The following is an 18,964-nucleotide window of genomic DNA, read 5'->3' on the forward strand; positions in this document are numbered from 1 at the left end:
GCGTCGTGGTGGGGGGTAAAGGAATCAGGGTCAGTCCTTGATGTCGCCGGTGGTGTGGCGGTGGACGAAGGTGTGGGCGAGGTCGCCGAACTGGCCGCCGAAGGCCAGGGAGGCCCGGGTGGTCTGGGCGAAGTGGGCGCCGGCCCACACGCGGCTGGCGGCGCAGTCGGTTTCGAAGTCGCTCCAGGTGGCCCAGGTCAGTTCGAGGTCGGCGGCCGGGACGGTGCCGGGTTCGCGCTGGCCGGAGCCGGCGGGAAAGGCGTGGGTCCAGTTGAGGACGTCGTCGCCGAGGAAGCTGCGGGCGGCCTGCGCCTGCGCGGCGGTCAGCACCGTGAACGCGGAGGGGTATTCGGGGTGGTTGCCCACCGGCAGATAACCGGCCCACTCCTCGGCGGGCATGTCATCGACGGTGCCCTTACCCGGCCCGCCCCAGGCGGTGACCTTCCGGCCGCGGTAGACGTGGCGCACCGCACTGAAGGGCCGCACCGCGTCGAAGGCGCGCTTGTGGTGCCAGGCGGCGATCAGGCTGTCGAACCGGGCGGTCGAGCACACCAGGAACAACTGCGCCCAGCCGTCCAGGTCCAGATCGTGGGCCATGGCCGCGGCCCGCGGTGACAGCGTCACCGACAGCGGCGTGTGCTCGAAGAACTCCGCCTTCATCTTCTGCTCGTCACTCAGCGAGGCCGAGGCGGCGAGGACCTCGTCGACGGCCCGCCGGTAGGCGCGGGCGTCGGTGTGGTCCAGATGGCCGGGATCGGGAAGCCTGAACCGGCCGGGGTCCTTGTAGGTCTGGGGGGTGACCAGGGCCAGTTGGGGGGTGGCGAACTGCTGGGCGGTGAAGATCGCCTTGTCTCCGGGGCCGCCGCCGGTCCGGCGGCGGTGCGGCTCGACGTCCGGCTGCCACCTGGAGGGATCGGCCAGCTCGTCCGCGGTGTTCACCGGCCGGTAGTCGGTGTAGTCCTCATACGGCTTGCCGTGGTAGGCGCGGCCGGCGCCGCCCAGCGCGTTCATCCCGTCCCCGGCGCGGGCGGCGACCACCGACGTGCCGGCCACGTTGCCGATCCCCACCGCGGTCGTCACATCCCGCGACTCGTCGTCAGGATCCAGGCCCAGCGCCGTGAACGCCTGCCGCAACACCGGCTCCCGCTCCGTGAACACCCCTTTGACCACCTGGAACATCGCATACAGGCCCGCGATGTTCTTGTTGCGGTTGGTCGCCGACTCCCCCGCGGGGCGGCGCGGGATCTGCGAGTACACCCCCACCGCCGTCGGGTGGTAGGGCGCCAGCGCATCGAACCACGACGTCTGCAGCAGATGCGTCACCCACGTGTACGAGGCCACATCCCCCGGGGCCATCGCATCGGCCGGCGGGTACCCCCCGCCACCGTGCGTCGTGATCAAATCCCGGATGAAGTTACCCTTGTCGAAATCGAACGGAATCTGCTGGGCAGGGCCGGATGTCGTCACGAGGCTTGGCCTTCCTCCGCTTCGATTGCCTTCATTTGCACAGCGGAGACCTGGTAGTGCGCGGCGAGGTCCAGGACTTCACGCTCGGGTGACCACTTGGCGGCCGTGGCGTTGATGAGGGCGCCGGGGTACTTGTGCGGGGTGGCCCGCAGGAACTGCTCGATCCTCGGTTCGAGGCGGGCGGGCAGCTCGGCCGGGTCGATGTTGCGGCGCGGCTTCGGCGCGAAAGCGATCCGCAGAATCTCCTGCGCGTCCCAGCTCAGTGTGGTGTAGATCCGGTACGCCTTGCACGCGTACGCCACCATCTCGTCGCTGGGTTCGCTCATCCCGGTTTCGTGGAGCATGGCCGCCACGGTGTTCTGGTCGAGTTTTCCGGCGGTGGCCGCCGAAACATGGAAGTACAGGTTTATCGTTCTGTTCACGTAGTCGACACCGATCAGCGCCACCCGGTCCAGGCCGTGGCGGGCGAAGAATCCGGCGTTGTGGCCCACCGCGCGGGGCATGGCCGGCAGCTCGGCCAGCGCCGCCACCGACTGCTGGTCGTGCGGGAAGTTCGCGTAGATCTTCTTGAAACCGCCGACGATCCCGCAGTCGATGTAGTGCTCGCTGGTGGGGGCGAGTCCCACGATCTCCGCGAGCACGGTGCTGACGGGATGGTCCGTTTCGTTGAGGATGCCGCCGGCCAGGGCACGGGCATACGGGTCGTCGATACCCGGGGACACCTGGGCGGAGTATTCCATTTCCGGTACGTGCTTGCCGGCCTGGAGGCTGAAGATGACCCCGCCGGCGTCTGAGAAACCGCCCTCGAATACGGAGAGGATCGGCCAGACCTTGTCACGCGAGAAAGGTGCATCGACCAGTCGAGCTGATTTCTCGATGGCCGAGTAAAGCCATTCCGCCCCCATACCCTCAGGCATCAGGCACTCCCAGCAGTCGATGCCGATCAGTTCATGCGAAATCCTGCGGGGGCGACCCTACCACTTGCCGCTCAAGAGTCACTTGAAAGGAACTATGGGAAGGATTTTCTTGACATGTCGAGTGCCCTGCACCGACAATTCACGGGGTGACGAAAAATGGGGCGTGCCATGCCTGCCGGCCCTGCTCATCGTACCCGGTAAAACGAGCGTCGGGGCCGGGTTGCCCCGACGCGCGCGGACGCTCGGCATGAACTGCTCAGGGAAGCTGGAGGGAAAATGACTGGCACAGGCATGGAAGGTCTTTACGCCGCCGTCGAGGAAGCGTCCGGGCTGCTGGACATATCCCCCTCGCGTGACAAGGTATGGCCGATCCTGTCGGCGTACGACCTGGAGAAGGTCGTCGTGGCTTTCCGGGTGACGACGCGCGGCAGCCGGGACCTCGACTGCCGTTTCACGGCGCTGCCCGCGGACGTCAACCCGTACCGCTACGCGGTGTCGAAGGGCATCGCCGAGGAGACGGACCACCCCGTCGGCACGCTCCTGGACGACGTCCAGGCGAACATTCCGGTCACCGCCCACGGCGTCGACTTCGGAGTCGTCGAAGGCTTCCGGAAGACGTGGACGTTCCTGCCGGGCGACAACCTGCAGAAGCTGTCGAAGGTCGCCGCGCTGCCTTCCATGGCGCCCAGCCTGGCCGGAAACCTCGACTTCTACACCCGCTACGGCCTGGACGACAAGAACAGCATGATCGGGATCGACTACCCGAGCCGGACGGTGAACGTCTACTTCCTGCAGTTCCCCGACGAGTGCCGCAAGCCGGAAACCGTCCGCGCCATGCTGAGCGACCTGGGCCTGGGAGAGCCGAGCGAGCAGATGCTCACGCTCGCCGGGCAGGCGGTCGGCATCTACACCACCCTGACGTGGGACTCCCCGAAGATCCAGCGGATCACCTTCGCGACCATGGTCCCCGACGCGGGGGCGCTGTCCGAGCGCATCGCGCTCGATGCGAACGTGGAGAAGTTCGCGAAGAACGTCCCGCACACCTACCCCGGGCCCGTCCAGGGCCTGTACAACGTCGCCGCCTACTCCGGCGGCGAGTACTTCAAGCTCCAGACCTACCACCAGCTCGCCGAGGGCTCCCTGGAGGCGCGGGTCCTGCTCGGCGCCGCGGGCGCCGGCCGCTGACACCCACCCGCAGCGCCTCTGTGAACGCGGCGCCGCGGACCCCGGCCGGAATCGGCTTCCCGGGGCCCGCGGCGCCGCGGTCTTCTGCCCGCACCGCCGGCCCTCTTGCCGGGTGGAAATGACAAAGGCTCCCGGCGGCGGGGGATCCGGTTGGTTCCCCCCGGCCGTCGGGAGCTTCGTGCCGGGTGGTGCGGGTGTGGTGTTTAGCTGGGTGCGGGGGTGGGTGTGGGTGCGGGGGTGTCTTCGATGAGGTCGTCGACGTTGAGTTCGAAGAGGCCGCCTTGGCGGCCGCTGAGGCCGGAGATGAGTTTGACGAAGTCGACTTCGGCTTCGTTTTCGCGTTCGGGGTCGACCATCTCCTGGGCCATGTTGAAGTAGAAGCCCTTGGTCTTGGAGCGGTCGTAGAAGCCTTCGACGAACTTGCGGATGTCGTGGAAGAACTCCTGGTAGGCGGTGGAGTAGCGGTCGAGGGCCTTCTCCTCGATGTGGGGGTGTTCCAGGATCTGGTCGACGACCTTGGACAGGGTGCTGCCGGCCAGGGTGGCCAGCGCGACGCCGGTGGAGAACAGCGGGTCGACGAACGCGGCGGCGTCCCCGACCAGGGCCCAGCCCTGGCCGTGGAAGCGTTCGTTGGTGTAGGACCAGTCGCGTGCGGTGCGGTAGCCGGCGGCCTGGGTGGAGTCCTTGAGGAGTTCCTTCAGCTTGGTGGTGCTGGCGATCTCGGACTCGAAGAGGTCTTCCAGTGACTTGTCGGACTCGTTGGCCAGGGCGGAGCGGGTGACGTAGCCGACGCTGAAGACGCCCTTGTCGATGGGGATGCCCCAGAACCAGCCGTCGCGGGTGCCTTCGATGAGGATGTTGCTCCACTCGTCGCCCGGCAGGCGGTGGCAGTTGTCGAAGTAGGTCCATACCGCGACGTTGCGCAGTTGTTCGTTCCAGTTGACCTCGGTGTACTTGCGGCCGATGACGCGGGCCTGGCCGGAGGCGTCGATGACCAGGGAGGCGCGGGCTTCCTGGGTGCCGCTCAGGCCGCGCAGGGCGTAGCGGACGCCGACGACGCGGCCGTCTTCTTCGAGGGTGTCCTTGACGGTGGCGTCTTCGACGACGAAGGCGCCCAGCTCCCGGGCCCGGTCCAGCAGCAGGGCGTCGAGGTCGGCGCGGCGGGTGTGGAAGGCGTAGGGGATGCGGCCGCCGGTGGTGAAGGAGAAGTTCCAGGGGACTTCGTTGTTGCCCCAGACCAGGGTGCCGCCGTACTTGCGCTCGAAGCCTTTGGCTTCCATGCGTTCTTTGAGGCCGAGTTCTTCCATGGGGACCATCACGCCGGGGATGAGGGATTCCCCGACGTGGTAGCGGGGGAACCGCTCGCGGTCCAGGACCAGGACCCGGCGTCCGCGCTTGGCCAGGAGTGCGGATGTGGTCGCACCGGCGGGCCCGCCGCCGATGACGATAACGTCGAAATCGCCAGAAAACCCGACAACAGTGGACGACATAGAGGACCTTCCCGTTCCGATGCCCAGTTCCGATACGACCGCACCAGCGATTCGCGTGAAGACCCCCTCCACGCACCCAAAACACGCTTCACCACCACACTGACCCCACACAACAGACCCTGTCATCGCCCAGATTGCTCAGTGCAGACTCCACCGGGACGGTGCCGCGGCCCCACCGGGGTCACGGGTGCGGTCGCCGGCGTGCGCCACCGGCGCCCGGGGCGTGGGAGCGCGGCGCGGGTCGGTCACGGCGGTCGTCGCGCCGCTGCCGCCAGGCGGCGTCACACGTCGGCGTGTCTGGTCACGGACTCGGGACGTCGTTCGAGTTGCGCAGGCGGCGGGGGGCCGGGGGGCTTCTGCCGGCTGCGCGTCGCCGGGTAGCCGATGACCACGAAGGCGGCCGCCACGATCACCAGGTTCTTGAGGATGTACTGCCCTTCGAGGGTTCCGACGCACAGGCTCTCCCAGGTCTCCTCCGGGAAGAGGAAGAGGGGGGCGAACGTCCCCGCCATGTGCCCCAGGAGCGTGACACCCGTCAGCGGAACCAGCCGGCCGCTGATCAGCAGCAGCCCGATCACGGTTTCCAGCATGCCGGTCATGACGGAAGCGGACGTTCCCTCGACGGCCCCGAACGTCAGCCTCTCCACCGTCTTCGCGGCCAGCGCTTCGGCGGGACTGGCTCCGGGGAAGAGCTTGGGTATCCCGAACCACAGGTAGATGATGCCTATCGAAACTCTGAGCGCTGTGATCCCGCATGCGGCGCCGAGCCGCTCGAGGGAGCGAGTGAGCTGTAAGTAGATGCGCATGGGCTTTTACTCCCCCGCACGATTCTCACTTCCGGCTGATTTCCTTGCGATTTCATCTCCGCTTAAACTCTGGCGGAGACGCAGCAGGGTCGGCTGACGATCTGCTGCAAGAGTCCCGGTGCGACGACGGTCTTTTTCTGGCTGCACCGCTCCGGCGCCCGCGGGGCCGGGCAGCAGCGTCATGTGCCTGCGGGTCCGGAACCATGATGACGAAGGTGACCCCGCCCGGTCCAGAGGGCACTTCGGGCGGCCGGCTGTTTCCCGGTCATCCGCCGGCCGGCTGTTTCCGGGCGGCGGCGCGGGTGTTTTTCCCACCTGTCCTGGTCACGTTATTTCGCCGGGTCGTGAATTTCGCTGCCGGACCGGCCGGATCTGCACCGTCCCCCGTCCGGGGCGTGAAGGGAGCCGCCCGGGGGCGCATCGGTGCAGAGCACGGCGCGTGACGTATTTCGTCGTGTTGTGAATTTCGGTGGCGGGTGCCGGGCGTGTCGGGCTGGTTGCCGCAACTCTTAGTTGCGCTCTAGCAGACCTCTAGCAAAGCCCAGTAAGGTACCCCGCAGCGCACAGGGTGCCGCGCATGATTTCCTGACCTTCGGCGCGGAATGAAAATACTGTCCGAGGGATTTGAAGACGTTACCGAAAATACCCGAGAAGAACAGGAACAGCGGGTGCACCCGCCCCCTCTTCATTTTATGAAAGCGCCGGAACAGTCGGTGTGTGCGACAAGCCCCGGGGCAGCACCTGCCCCCTAAGGGCGTCGCCGTGGACCGTGGAGCCCCCCTCTCTTCTTGGAAAGGAACACAACACATGACGACGTCCGGACACACTTCTGACACAGGTTCCTCCCCGCGGCGCAGGTCCCTGCTCCTCGGCGGCGTCACCGGCGCCGCCGTCCTGACCACGCAGGGCCTCACCGGCACCGCCAACGCCACCCCCAAGCCGGCCAGCCCGTCCGCCGGCACCTCGGCGGGTGGGGCGGCCCAGTCGGCGCAGATCGAGTTCGACCTGGACAAGGACAACTACATCAAGTGGGCCCAGCCCACCGACGAGAACGCCGGCCAGTCCCCCACCCTGGCCATCCTCGGCCCCATGGACGTCACCGTCTTCCTGTGGATCAACCGCGTCGTCTGGTTCGCCGCCTTCGACGCCCTGGCCCCCTACCACGAGACCGCCGTCGGCGTGTACTCCCGCATCCCCCGCCGCCCCGCCGGCGAATCGGCCACCAACCGCAACATGAACATCGCCGCCCTCTACGCCCAGCACGGCGTCTGGACACAGATCCTCCCCCAGCAGGTCGGCCGCCTCCGCGAACTCATGACCGGCCTCGGGCTGGACCCCATGGACGAGTCGGAGAACCTCACCAGCCCCATCGGCATCGGGAACGTCGCCGCGAAGAACGCGTGGAACGCGCTGAAGAACGACGGCATGAACGTCCTGGGCTACGAAGGCGGCCGCACCTACAACCCCACACCCTGGGCCGACTACACCGGCTACCAGCCGGTCAACACCGCCTTCGACGTCAACAACCCCTCACGCTGGCAGCCCCAACTCCAGCGCCACAACGGCCGCCGCGCCGGCGGCGGCCCCGGCGACCTCGGCATCTACGTCACCCAGCACTTCGTCACCCCCCAGGCCGCCCGCACCAAGCCGCACATCTTCAAAGACCCCGCCCAGTTCCGCCTGCCCCGCCCCGACCACATCGACCACACCGACCGCCGCGCCTTCAGGCGCTCCGCGGACGAAATCCTGGAGACCTCGGCCGCTCTCACCGACGAACGCAAGGTCGTCACCGAGATCATGGAGAACAAGCTGTGGGGCATCGGGCATTCATCGATCGTCATCGCCAAGAAGCACGATGAGAACAACGAGATGGGCATGCACGGCTGGGTCCACTGGATGCTCTCCCACGTCCTGGCCACGTTCGAGCCGCTGATCGCCGCCTGGCACCAGAAGACCAAGTTCGACGCCGCCCGCCCCGTCACCGTCGTCCGCCACGTCTACGGCAAGAAGAAGGTCACCGCCTGGGGCGGCATCGGCATGGGCACCGTCGACGACATCCGAGCCTCCGAGTGGTCCAGCTACCTGCCCGTCGGCGACCACCCCGAATACCCCTCAGGCTCCACCAGCCTGTGCTCGGCCACCTCCCAGGCCGCCCGCCGCTACTTCGGCTCCGACGAACTCGACTGGACCATCGACTACAAAGCCGGCTCCACCATGGTCGAGCCCGGCATCACCCCCGCCGCCGACCTCCAGCTCCACTTCCCCACCTGGACCGACTTCACCCGCGCCTGCGGCACCAGCCGCGTCTGGGGCGGCGTCCACTTCATGAAGACCGTCGACCGCACCATCACCTTCGGCGAACAGTTCGGCGACATGGCCCACGAATTCGTCGACAAGCACGTCAAGGGCGACGTCAAGAACTGACCCCGGCACGGCACGAGGGGCAGAAACAAAAAAAGCAGGGCTCCCGGGGGTGAATCCGGGGGCCCTGTCTCGTGTGCGGTTCGCCGCCGGGTGGGGTGGGTTCCGGCGGGGGTCATCCTGGTGTCGTGTGCGGGGTGTGGGGGGTCAGGCCCTCTTCCAGGACCGTCAGTGCCCGGTCGAACATCTCGGGCAGGTCGCCTTTCTGGTCGTGGTCGCCCCATTCGAGCACCACCTGGTGGAGTCCGCCCAGCAGGGCGCCCACCACGACGCGCAGTTCGAGGCGGTCCTTGCCGTGTCCGGCACGTTCGGTGAGTGCCGCGGTCAGGACCTCGACCGCTTTGTCCTGGCCTTCGTGCATCTGTGCGCGCAGTGCGGGCACCTGGCGTACGAGTTCCATGCGCCAGCGGTATTCGGCGTTGAACTCCTCGTAGGAGGCGCGGACCATCGCGGACACCGCCGCGCGCAGGGCGACCAGCGGCGGTTCGTCTGCGGGGCGGGCGCGCAGGAGTTCCGCGCCGGTGAAGGCGTAGTCCTCGTCGCGCAGGACGATCTGTTCCTTGTTGCGGAAGTAGCGGAAGACGGTGCTGGGGGAGACTTCGGCGGCGGCGGCGATCTGCTCGATCGTCGTTGCGTCGTAGCCGCGTGCGTCGATCAGCCGGCGGGCCGCGGCGCGGATCGCCTGGCGGGTGCGCAGTTTCTTGCGCTCGCGCAGGCCGAGGCCGGCTTCGGCGGCCGGTGCCGCCGCGGGGGTCTCTTCGGGGGTGGCTGAGGACATACGGGCCATTGTCGTGCACCGTCGGCCGGATCGGGCCGGAGGACCCGGCCCGGGGCCCGGCCGGGGTGTCGGGCGGGGGTGTCGGGCGGGATGCGGGTGGGCCGTATCCCGCTGCGCCGGCCGGGGTGTTTTCGGGTCAGGCGGGGGTGCCGACGGTTCCGGTGGTGCGTTCGGGTACGCCGGCTGCGGTGGGCGGGCCGTCGTGGCCGGGGCGGCCGAGGATCCAGCTCAGCAGCGGGCCGGTCATCGCGGTGGTGATCACGGCCATGACGACCATGAGGGTGTAGAGGTCGGGTCCGATGAAGCCCAGTTGCAGGCCGACGTTCAAGACGATGAGTTCGGTCAGGCCGCGGGTGTTGAGCAGGGTGGCCAGTGCGGCGGACTGCCGGGCGGGCATCCGGTTCAGGCGGGCGGCGGCGAACGCGCCGGTGAACTTGCCGCCGACGGCCACGAGCAGGACCAGCGCCAGGGTTCCCAGGTGGCCGGCGTCCAGGCGGGACAGGTCGACCTGGAGGCCGGAGACCAGGAAGAACACCGGCAGCAGCAGGGTGCCGGTCATCTGCCCGAGGCGGTCGTGCACGGCGGTGTGGAGTTCTTCGGTGCCGGTGCGCGGGAGGACGGCGCCGAAGAGGAACGCGCCGAAGATGTAGTGCAGCCCCACCCATTCGGTCGCGGCGGCGGACAGCAGCAGGCCCGCGAGGATGCACGCGAACAGCGTCGGGGTGAGCTGGAGCGTGGCGCGGCGGGCGGCCAGCCGGCGCAGCAGCGGGCGCACCACGAACAGCATGCCCAGCAGGTAGGGGACGGCCAGGAGCATGCGCCACTGGTCGGCGCCGCCCGGGGCGGTGGCCGCGACGACGGCGGCCAGCAGGACCCAGGCCAGCACGTCGCCGATGGCGGCGCAGGCCAGGGCCACCGCGCCCAGCGGGGTGCGGGTCATCCGCCGGTCGGTGAGGATGCGGGCCAGGACCGGGAACGCGGTGATCGACATGGCCACGCCCATGAAGAGCACCAGGCCCGTCCTGTCGCCGGTGGCGTAGTCGTCCGCCAGGTAGAGGGCCAGCAGTACGCCCAGGCCGCAGGGCACCAGCATGGAGCTGAGCGAGACGGTGGCGGCCAGGCGCCTGTTGCCGCGCAGCAGCGCGGCGTCGAGTTCCAGGCCGACGATGAACATGAACACCGCGACGCCCACCGCGGCCAGGGCGCTGAGCAGGGGACGTACGGTGTCCGGGAAGAGGGCGTCGGATATCGCGCCGTCGAGGAGGGTCGGTCCCAGGGCGACGCCGGCGAGGACTTCGCCGATGACCGCAGGCTGGCCGAGCCGCCGGGCCAGGACGCCCAGCAGGCGGGCCAGGAGCACGATGGCGGCAAGTCCGGCGAGCAGTGACGTGGTCTGATCCGTGTTCATACCTTCCGTCTCCGTGAGCGGGGATCCCGGCACGCTGCGTGCGGATCGCGCGCACGGCGCGGGGGCGGTCAGGCGGGGGTCGTGCTCACGCCGCCGTCGGCTGGAGGTCCATGCCCGTCAGAGCCAGGAGGATCGGCGGCCGGGTCCAGTCCATCGGGGACAGGGTGATGTCGAGGATGCGGCCGGTGCCGCCGGAGACGGCCACCGGGCCCACGGTGGCCGTCAGCGTCGCCGGCCCCGGCCCGCCGCCGGCGGCGGGGGTGCCGTGGGCGACCGCGTGGATGTACCAGGTGCCCGCGGGGATCCGGGCCAGCGTGAAGCGGCCCGGTGCGCCGGCGGTGTTCCAGGAGGCGGGCAGTCCCTGCAGGATGGCGCCGTCGAAGACGCCGACGTATGCGCGGGAGAGCTCCGCGCCGGTGGTGCGCAGCGCGCCGGTCACCGACCCGGTCGGCCGGGCCGGGACCGCCGGGCCGGCCGCGGCGGCCGGGCCGGCCGCGGCGGGCCCGGTGGCCGGCAGCGCGGGCCGGCGCGGGTGGCCGCCGGGTGCCAGCGACAACTGGCGGTAGCGGGTGGGGGAAAGCCCGACCGATTCGGTGAAGCGGCGGGTGAAGCTGCCGGCGCTGGTGTAGCCGACCCGTGCGGCGACGTCGGCGACGTTCAGGGAGGTGCTCAGCAGCAGGCGTTTGGCCTCGTGGAGCCGTACGGCGCCAAGGAACCGTCCCGGGGTGACGCCGGTGACGCGGGTGAACATCCTCAGGAAGTGGTATTTGCTGACCCACACGCTCTGCGCGAGGTCGTCGAGGCTCAGCGGTTCGCGGAACCGTTCGCGGATCGTGTCGACGGCTGCCCGTACCAGGTCTTCCATCACCGGCTCCCGGTCGCGGCCGGGTGCGTGCGGGGGTGCCCGGCGTCGAAGGCGCCACGTGCCTGGTTGTCCACGTCCTGTCCCCCTCTGTTCGTGTGGATGTGCCGACCGGCACCCGGCCCGCCCCTGTGGCACCCGCGCGCACGGCGGCGGCGCGCACAGTGCCGGTGCGCCGGGGTGCGGGGGTGCCGGTGTGCCGGTGTGCGGGGGTGCCGGTGTGCGGGGGTGCCGGTGTGCGGGGGTGCGGGGTGGGGGGTGGGGGGTGGGGGGTGGGCCGCCGGCCGGGGGGCGCCGGCCGGCGGCCCGGCGGGGCGTCAGTTCTTGCGGTAGGCGGCGCGGAGGGCCATCTCCGCCAGTTCCTGGCGCCACACCGCCTCCAGGGGTGCGTCGGCCAGGGCGGCGCAGCCCTGTTCGACGAGGTCGGCGATGTGCTGTTCGACGTCGGCGGGGACACCGGTGTCCTCCAGGCGGCTGCGTACCTCCTGCGGGGTGTGGCCCGGGCGGGTCATCAGGGTGCGGATGTGTTCGTCGCGTTGCATCGCCCAGCCGAGGAGCAGCGTCATCTTGTGCTGGGTGAAGTCCAGGCCGGTGGGTTTGCCGGTCTCGGCGGAGTCGCCGAAGGCGTCCAGCAGGTCGTCGCGGAGCTGGAACGCCTCGCCGACCGCCTCGCCGTAGGCCACGTAGGCGGCGGCCAGGTCGGCCCGTCCGGCCGCGTGCGCCCCCATGACCAGCGGCCGGTGGATGGTGTAGCGGCCCGATTTGATGAGGGCGATCAGGCGGGAGAGTGCGGGATCGACGGAGAACTCGGCGGCCGCCCAGACGTCCAGGAACTGGCCGATGTTCACCTCGGAGCACAGCCGGTGCCACTCGGTCAGGACCGCCGGCGGCGCCTGGCTGACCAGTTGCTGGGAGTAGACGAGCGCCAGGTTCCCGACGAGGATGGCCAGCCCTTCGCCGAAGCGGCGGGACTCGCCGCGCCAGCCGCTGTTGTGGTGGTTGTCGGCGAAGGCGGTGTGCATGGTCGGCTGCCCGCGCCGCTGCGCGGAGTCGTCCAGGATGTCGTCGTGGATGAGGGCGGAGACGTGCAGCATCTCCATGCCCGCGGCCGCCGCGACGATCCCCGGGTCGTCGGCCTTGCCGCCGGCGGCGAGGTAGCCGGTGATGCAGAAGGTGGGCCGGACCCGCTTGCCGCCCGAAGTGACCAGATCAGCCAGCGCGTCGACGGCGGCCAGGGCCCGTTCGTCCATCTGCGCGTAGCGGTCGCGTTCGGCGTCCAGGAGCGAGCGCAGCGTGTCTTCCACCCGTTGCAGCAGGTCGTCGGTGATACGGCGCACGGAGGCGGCCGGCCCGTGGCCGGATGCGGTGGCGGAGGTCACTTCGGTCGTCACTGCGTGTCTCCTCGGGCGGGGCGGATGAGCACGTGAGGCGGGGCAGGACGCAGCAGGACACAGCAGGACTGGGCCCTGCCCGGGGCCGGGGGGTTCGCTGGCCGGGCGGCCGGCGCGGAAAAGAGGAGGAGGGCCTGCCGGCACCCCGCCGGCGGCGCCGGCGGGGTGCGCCCAGGGTCAGGCCTTTTCCTGTTCCCACTGCTTTTCCAGGCGGCGGGCCAGCGCGAGCCGCTGCACCTTCAGCGTGGCCGTCCTGGGCAGTTCGGCCTGCGGGATCTGCACCGGGTCGGCCAGCTGGGGGAACGCGGCGGCCGCCGTACGCCAGCGGCTGTGGTCCAGCGGCTTGTCGTCGACGGTGCAGACCACCGGGACGGGCTGGGAGTCCGGGCCCGGTATCACGACCAGTTCGCTGAGTTCGCCGAGCTTGCTGAGTACGACGTCCTCGATCTCCAGGGAGCTGTGCACCCCGGGGATCATGTCGACCTCGCGGTCGAGCATGTGCAGGCAGCCCAGGCGGGTGCGGTAGCCGACGTCGCCGGTGCGCCACCACTGGCCGTTGCGGTTGGTGTCGTAGCGGTCCTGTTCGGCGAAGTAGGTCTTGGCCAGGCCGTCCCAGGCGACCTCGATGTAGCCGGGGTTGGCCTCGGAGGGGGGCTGCCCGTCCCGGCTGACCACCCGGATCTTCGCGGCACCCTTGGGCATGGCCCAGCCGACGCAGCGGCCGTTGGCCTTGTGGGCGGAGTTGCGCAGGTAGGCGCGGCCGGTGGCCGGGCCGACCTCGCTTTGGCCGTAGATCTGGAAGAACAGCGCCCCGCGCCGGTCGGAGGACTTCAGCAGCTTGCTCATCGTGCCCGGGTGGATGGCGTCGAAGGTGCTGCTGAAGACCTTCACCGACCCGAACGGGGTGCGCGGGTCCTCGGTCAGCGGCTCCCACTCCATCAGCGAGTTGGGCAGCGCCTCGATGAGCACGGGCCGGTGTTCCAGCAGGTGCTCGGCGACCTCGGCGGGGTCGGACTGGCGCATCAGCAGGACCGGGAACTCCTTCAGCAGCGCCAGCGACATCGCCGCGACCATCCGCGAGTGCACGAAGGGGACGTGGATGGCGACCGTCTCCTTCTTCCGCATCAGCGACAGCAGCCGCCACTGCGGGATCAGCCGCAGCCCCTGGGTGCGGGCGGTGTGCACCACCAGCTTGGGGATGCCCGTCGTCCCGGAGGTGTGGGTGATCACCGCGGCCTCGTCGATCGGCCGCAGCACGGGCTTGACCCGCGGCGCACCGGCCAGCCCGGCCAGCGAGACCGTGCCCGCCCGCTCCCCGCCCACCGCGATCACCCGCCGGGTCAGGTCCGCGAGCGGGATGTCGGCCAGCACGTCGAGCTTGGCCTCGTCGGTGACCAGGTTCGGCTGGTCGGCCCGCTCCAGCAGCGCGGCCACGGTCACCGCGTCCAGGGCCGGGGAGAGGTTGACGACGACCGCGCCGATACGGGAGATGGCCGCGGCGACCATCCAGTGATCGGCGTTGGCCTTCTTGTAGATCACCACACGCTCACCGGGCCGGATGCCCGCCGCCCACAGGCGGCCCGCCAGGTCGTCCACGTGCTCGGCGTACTGAGCCACCGTCAGACGCCGCCCCGCCTCGGGGAAGATGTCCAGATCGTGATCCAGGGTGATCGGCGTGGCCGGATTGACCGCCGCGGCCGTCTCCGGCAGCAGACCGATGTGCAGACCGTGCTTGAGAATCGATTTGTAGGCTGTGGAGCCCTTCATGGGGACCGTCTCCTTCGTCTTGCCCAGGGCCTGGCGCGGTCGGAAAACCACGCCGCCGGCCCGCGGCAGCGGACCGGCGGCGGCATACGCGAGGCCGGCGGTGAAAATGCCAGGGCCGGCGGCGGCGGTGCGGCGGGCCGACGGCAGTACGGCAGTGATGATGCGGCGGGTGCGGCGGTGGTGCGGCGGTGGTGCGGCGGTGGTGCGGTGGTGGGGGGTGCGGGTCAGAGGGGGCGGCGGGCCGGCGCCGCGTGCGTACGAACCGCCTTGCGCACCACTTCCGCGACCCGTTCGACCTGGCTCATGGTCAGTTCGGCGTGCATGGGGATGCCCAGATTGCGGCGGAAGAGATCCGCCGAGACCGGGCAGACCTGCTTCGCCTCGAACGCGGGCTGGACATGGCTGGCCCACGTGCCGTGGAAGGACCCGATCCCCGCCGCGCGCAGATCGGTGGCCACCTGCGCGCGGTCCACGCCCTCAGCGAGCGTGACCAGGTAGGACTGCCAGGCGTGGGTACGGTCCTCGGGCACGTGCGGCACCGTGAGGAGTTCCTCGCCGGCGAACAGCTCCCCGTAGCGCTCGGCGACCGCGCTGCGGCGGGCCAGCAGCTCCTCGATCCGGCCGATCTGCACCTGCAGGATCGCCGCCGCGATGTCGGACAGCTTGAAGTTGTAGCCGATCTCGGTGAACTCCGGGATCGGCAGGCCGATGACCTGCCCGGCGTCGAAGATGCTGCCGATGCCGAAGGAGGCACGCTGGCGCGCGTGGGCCGCGATCGCCGGGTCGGTGGCGATCAGCGCCCCGCCCTCGCCGCTGCTGGCGCCCTTGCGCCCGTGGAACGACAGGCAGGCCACCTCCGCCAGCGCCCCCGCCTCCCGGCCCTGATACGTCGCACCCACCGCACAGGCCGCGTCCTCGACCAGGAACAGCCGGTGCCGGTCGGCGATCGCCTGCAGCTCGGTGTAGTCCGCGGGCAGACCCACCGTGTCCACCGCGATGATGCCGACCGTGCGCGGACCGACCAAAGCCGCCACCGCCTGCGGATCCACCGTGCCGGTATCGGCGCGGACGTCGGCGAAGACGGGGGTCGCGCCCATGTAGCGCACCGCGTGCGCCGGTGCCGGGAACGTGTAGTCGGCGACGATGACCTCATCGCCCGGCTTGACGCCGAACGCGAGCATCGCCAGATGCAAGGCCGCGCCGCAGTTGCTGACCGCGACCGCACCCCCGGCGCCGTAGCGCTCCTTCAGCGTCGCCTCCAGCGCCTTGCCCCGCGGGCCCTGCCCGGCCGGCCAGCCCGAGGCGAACACCTCGGCGACGGCGGCCAGTTCCCGCTCACCCAGACTCGCGTGCGTCAGGGAAATCTTGTCCATCCCCCTCACGCTCCCTTGGCCGCGGCGGCCGGCCGCGAAGCGGCCTCGGCGGGCGGGTCGAAACGAAGCGGCGTGATCTGATGCACGTCATACCGGCGGCGCATCTCCTCCACCGCGTCGGCATCCACCGTCTTGCCCGACGACCAGATCTCGGCGATCTCCTCGAAGTACAGCTCGTGCACCGGCGAGGGCACACACTGAAACAGCATCCGCACCGGCTCACCCGAGGCGTTACGGAAGGCGTGCGGGGTGTTGGGCGGAACGAACATGCTCGCCCCCGCGGTCGCCCGCACCATCCGCTGCCCCTCCGGCGACTCCCACAGGTGCCAGTTCTCCGCCGTACGCTCGGTCGGCTCGAACGCCAGCAGCTCCAGCTCCCCCTCCAGGACGTAGAAGAACTCCTGCGCCTCGCCGTGGACATGCGCCCCGACGTCGAACCCCGGCGGCACCACCACCTCGAAGATCGACACGGCGGAGCCGTCCGCTTCGGTGGCCTTGAACGTCACCTCCTGCGCCTTCGTGCTCAGCTTTCGCCCCTGCCCCGGGGGGAGGATGAGACCGGTCATGCAGTTCACTTCCCTTTCTCCGTACGATCCCGTTCACGACACTCAAGCCGACAACCCGCCGCCCACACCCCGACCACCCCAAACCCGACCCCGACAGCCGACAGCCGACAGCCGACGACGGCCGGCGGCTGGCGGCTGGCGGCGAGGGCGGCCGAGGACAGCGGCGGCAGCGGCAGCGGCGCCGGCGCGGACGGGAAGGACGGTGCCGGGCGGGGCTGGGCGGTGGGGCGGGGCGCGGTGGCGGGGCGCCCCGGGCCGACCGGTCAGCCCGGCGTGCCCGTGCCGTCGGCGCCCCAGGTGCCCAGCGCCATCTCGGCGGTGATCCCGGGCCCGAAGCCCGCGATCATGCCGGTGGCACCGGAGGCCAGGGTCTCCTCCTCGAACAGGCGGCGGGCGGCCTCGAAGACGACGGCGCTGGCGATGTTGCCGTACTCGGTCAGCGTCGACCAACTGTGCCGGAACACACCGCGGTCGACCTCCAGGAACTTCGCGAGGTCGTCCAGGATCCGCGGGCCGCCGGCGTGGATGATGTAGAAGTCGAGCTTCCCGGCATCCCAACTGTGGTCCTTGGCCAGCTCCCGCAGCACCGGCGCCAGCGGCTCCATGGTGCCCGGCACCCGCCGGTCGAGCAGGAAGTGGAAACCGGTGTCGCGCACCGAGTAGGAGATCCACTCCTCGGTGTCCGGGATCAGGTAGGAGGCGTTGCGCTCCAGCTCGATGCCCACTCCCCCGGTCCCGCGCACCACCGCGGCCGCGACCGCGTCGCCGAACAGCCCGTCGGACAGCAGCGAACCGATGTCGTCCGCGGTCGGCTGGTAGCACAGCGAGCACAGCTCACACGCCACGATCAGCACGTTGCTGCCCGGGTGGGCCGCGCAGAAGTCGTGCGCCCGGTTCACCGCAGCACCACCGGCCGCACAGCCGAGCTGCGCGATGGGTATCTGCCGGGTGTCGAACCGGAAGCCCATCTTGTTGATCAGCCACGCCGTCAGCGACGGCATCAAAAACCCGGTACAGGACACGTAGATGATCGCATCCACATCACGCGCCGTCACCTCTGCGTTGGCCAGCGCCTCCTCGATGACCGGCGGGCACATCTTCTTCGACTCGGCCTCGTAGATACGGTTGCGCTCGGTCAGACCCGGATGCCCCAGCGTCTTCTCGATGGGCTGCACGATATGCCGCTTCAACACCCCCGTGTTCCGGATCAGGCGAAGCGCCAAAGGAAGTTGCGGCTTCCCTGCGTGCACCTCTTCGGCGAACTGCAGAGTCTCTTCCATCGTGATGGTGTATTCCGGCGCGCTCACCGCAGGCTTGCACAGCCTTGGCATATCTGGGCCCTCTTTCCTTAGAGTCTGCCTTCGGTACGAAAAGGATCTGCGCCCAGCTTCCGAACCGGAGCCGGTCATGAGATGAACAACGAATCCGCGACACGCAACAGGCCACCGGCACCCCGACAGGGCTCCGCCCCCTGCCGGCACCACGGAACATCGTCACCTACGACGGCTTGACGACGGCTTGACGGCGACTTGGCGACGACTTGGCGGCACTGCCCGGCACTGTGCGGCACTGTGCGGCCACACGCACACGGCACCAACGGCGCCACGGCGCTCAGGACACGAGAGACGAGAGGGAACCCGTGCCGAACACGGCACGGACGCGGTCCCACCGGGACAAACCAGTGGATACGGTGCTCAACTCCCCGGCCCGCAGCAGTTTTTGGGCAGGGAGGGGCTGTTGGAATAGTGACACGGGCGAAGTCGCCCCGCCAAGAGCGCCTGCGGTGACGTGGGTCACTGCCCCGGGAAGGGTGAAGTCGCGGCAGGCGCCGGCCCGCCCCGAATTGATCTGCCCGGGCGGCGCCGCGGGCCCGGGGCGAAGTGACCGGCCCGGTCGCCGTGTTGCGTCGCGGCGGCACGACAAGAGCGGGTTTCCCCAGGCGCGCGGGCCACCACCCCTCTCCTTTTCCTGAATCCCCGTCACCGCGGACCGCGCGCCGCACCGCCGCCGCACCGCCGCCGCACCGCCGCCGGCCCGGGGCCGGCCGGCCGCGGCGCACCCGCGCACCCCCGCCCCCGGGCGGGCGGCGCACGCACGGTGCCTGCGCACCCCCGGCTGCGCCGGGCCGGGTGCACCCCTTGGTTCCCTGTTGGTTCCCTGCCTGCTGCGGTGACCCGTGTGCCCGGTGGTGACTCAAAGACGGGTGGATTCCGGCTCGAGGAAGGCCCGCTTCCCACCCACCACCGAGCCGCGAACGAGGCTGTATTGGGACTCCAGCGCCCGTCGGTAGGTTCGCGGGCAAGTGATACCGGTCCTGCGCCTCGGACCGGTACGGCGACGGCTGGAACGGGATACGAAAAGGAACACTTCACGACTGCCGCAATCGGCATGGCGTTACACATGCAGTTTTCCTCGCGATTGCGGAGGGCGAGCCGTCTCAAGGAGGTTCAATGAAGGTTCACCCGTGCCCCAGGGATCACGCTCACGACAGCCGCGCTGTCCACGGGTCCGTGCTGTGCGCTCCCTGTGTCCG

General features: G+C 69.9%; 14 protein-coding genes. 2 read left to right on the top strand and 12 right to left on the bottom strand.

From position 1 onward, the window contains the following. Positions 1–30: 30 nt before the first annotated feature. Both O7599_RS00260 and O7599_RS00265 read right to left on the bottom strand, forming a co-directional pair. Positions 31–1,341: a DUF6851 domain-containing protein gene (locus O7599_RS00260; protein WP_281619998.1), complete on the bottom strand. Its 1,311-nt coding sequence runs from the start codon at positions 1,339–1,341 to the stop codon at positions 31–33. 122 nt (positions 1,342–1,463) lie between these two features. Next, a complete protein-coding gene (locus O7599_RS00265) occupies positions 1,464–2,384 on the bottom strand; it encodes an aromatic prenyltransferase (RefSeq protein ID WP_281619999.1) in 921 nt (306 codons plus the stop codon). 276 nt (positions 2,385–2,660) lie between these two features. On the opposite strand from O7599_RS00265, the gene O7599_RS00270 reads away from it, so the two are divergent. Beyond that, positions 2,661–3,569: an aromatic prenyltransferase gene (locus tag O7599_RS00270; RefSeq protein WP_281620000.1), complete on the top strand. Its 909-nt coding sequence runs from the start codon at positions 2,661–2,663 to the stop codon at positions 3,567–3,569. Positions 3,570–3,772: 203 nt separating this feature from the next. On the opposite strand, the gene O7599_RS00275 is transcribed toward O7599_RS00270, so the two are convergent. Next, entirely contained in the window at positions 3,773–5,059 is a 1,287-nt protein-coding gene (locus O7599_RS00275; protein WP_281620001.1) for an NAD(P)/FAD-dependent oxidoreductase, read from the bottom strand. 281 nt (positions 5,060–5,340) lie between these two features. Further along, positions 5,341–5,865 (bottom strand): DoxX family membrane protein, encoded by a 525-nt coding sequence (locus O7599_RS00280; RefSeq protein WP_281620002.1) that lies wholly within the window; start codon positions 5,863–5,865, stop codon positions 5,341–5,343. An 807-nt stretch (positions 5,866–6,672) separates the two neighbouring features. Between O7599_RS00280 and O7599_RS00285 the strand changes: the two genes are divergently transcribed. Continuing rightward, positions 6,673–8,289 carry a DUF6851 domain-containing protein gene (locus O7599_RS00285; RefSeq protein WP_281620003.1) on the top strand — a complete coding sequence of 539 codons (1,617 nt, stop codon included), beginning with the start codon at positions 6,673–6,675 and terminating at the stop codon, positions 8,287–8,289. Positions 8,290–8,401: 112 nt separating this feature from the next. On the opposite strand, the gene O7599_RS00290 is transcribed toward O7599_RS00285, so the two are convergent. From O7599_RS00290 to O7599_RS00325, 8 genes are all read right to left on the bottom strand, one after another. Then, positions 8,402–9,064, bottom strand: coding sequence for a TetR family transcriptional regulator (locus O7599_RS00290; RefSeq protein ID WP_281620004.1), 663 nt, complete (start codon positions 9,062–9,064; stop codon positions 8,402–8,404). 136 nt (positions 9,065–9,200) lie between these two features. Then, positions 9,201–10,472 carry a cation:proton antiporter gene (locus O7599_RS00295; RefSeq protein WP_281620005.1) on the bottom strand — a complete coding sequence of 424 codons (1,272 nt, stop codon included), beginning with the start codon at positions 10,470–10,472 and terminating at the stop codon, positions 9,201–9,203. 85 nt (positions 10,473–10,557) lie between these two features. Further along, positions 10,558–11,337, bottom strand: a complete 780-nt coding sequence (locus O7599_RS00300) for an AraC family transcriptional regulator (RefSeq protein ID WP_281620006.1) — start codon at positions 11,335–11,337, stop codon at positions 10,558–10,560. 314 nt (positions 11,338–11,651) lie between these two features. Continuing rightward, positions 11,652–12,725, bottom strand: coding sequence for a polyprenyl synthetase family protein (locus O7599_RS00305; protein ID WP_281620007.1), 1,074 nt, complete (start codon positions 12,723–12,725; stop codon positions 11,652–11,654). A 177-nt stretch (positions 12,726–12,902) separates the two neighbouring features. Next, a complete protein-coding gene (locus O7599_RS00310) occupies positions 12,903–14,492 on the bottom strand; it encodes a class I adenylate-forming enzyme family protein (protein ID WP_281620008.1) in 1,590 nt (529 codons plus the stop codon). A gap of 224 nt (positions 14,493–14,716) precedes the next feature. Continuing rightward, positions 14,717–15,865: a DegT/DnrJ/EryC1/StrS family aminotransferase gene (locus tag O7599_RS00315; protein ID WP_281620009.1), complete on the bottom strand. Its 1,149-nt coding sequence runs from the start codon at positions 15,863–15,865 to the stop codon at positions 14,717–14,719. 5 nt (positions 15,866–15,870) lie between these two features. After that, positions 15,871–16,431, bottom strand: a complete 561-nt coding sequence (locus tag O7599_RS00320; protein WP_281620010.1) for a cupin domain-containing protein — start codon at positions 16,429–16,431, stop codon at positions 15,871–15,873. 263 nt (positions 16,432–16,694) lie between these two features. Next, the gene (locus O7599_RS00325) at positions 16,695–17,762 is read right to left on the bottom strand and encodes a type III polyketide synthase (RefSeq protein ID WP_281620011.1); all 1,068 of its coding nucleotides are present in this window, start codon (positions 17,760–17,762) and stop codon (positions 16,695–16,697) included. Positions 17,763–18,964 lie beyond the last annotated feature (1,202 nt).

This window comes from Streptomyces sp. WMMC500, from assembly GCF_027497195.1.
Taxonomy (GTDB): domain Bacteria; phylum Actinomycetota; class Actinomycetes; order Streptomycetales; family Streptomycetaceae; genus Streptomyces.

Coding starts and splice junctions, on each gene's coding strand:
- O7599_RS00265 (WP_281619999.1), bottom strand. CDS start 2,384: ATGCCTGAGGGTATGGGGGCGGAATGGCTTTACTCGGCCATCGAGAAA.
- O7599_RS00270 (WP_281620000.1), top strand. CDS start 2,661: ATGACTGGCACAGGCATGGAAGGTCTTTACGCCGCCGTCGAGGAAGCG.
- O7599_RS00275 (WP_281620001.1), bottom strand. CDS start 5,059: ATGTCGTCCACTGTTGTCGGGTTTTCTGGCGATTTCGACGTTATCGTC.
- O7599_RS00280 (WP_281620002.1), bottom strand. CDS start 5,865: ATGCGCATCTACTTACAGCTCACTCGCTCCCTCGAGCGGCTCGGCGCC.
- O7599_RS00285 (WP_281620003.1), top strand. CDS start 6,673: ATGACGACGTCCGGACACACTTCTGACACAGGTTCCTCCCCGCGGCGC.
- O7599_RS00290 (WP_281620004.1), bottom strand. CDS start 9,064: ATGTCCTCAGCCACCCCCGAAGAGACCCCCGCGGCGGCACCGGCCGCC.
- O7599_RS00295 (WP_281620005.1), bottom strand. CDS start 10,472: ATGAACACGGATCAGACCACGTCACTGCTCGCCGGACTTGCCGCCATC.
- O7599_RS00300 (WP_281620006.1), bottom strand. CDS start 11,337: ATGGAAGACCTGGTACGGGCAGCCGTCGACACGATCCGCGAACGGTTC.
- O7599_RS00310 (WP_281620008.1), bottom strand. CDS start 14,492: ATGAAGGGCTCCACAGCCTACAAATCGATTCTCAAGCACGGTCTGCAC.
- O7599_RS00315 (WP_281620009.1), bottom strand. CDS start 15,865: ATGGACAAGATTTCCCTGACGCACGCGAGTCTGGGTGAGCGGGAACTG.
- O7599_RS00320 (WP_281620010.1), bottom strand. CDS start 16,431: ATGACCGGTCTCATCCTCCCCCCGGGGCAGGGGCGAAAGCTGAGCACG.
- O7599_RS00325 (WP_281620011.1), bottom strand. CDS start 17,762: ATGCCAAGGCTGTGCAAGCCTGCGGTGAGCGCGCCGGAATACACCATC.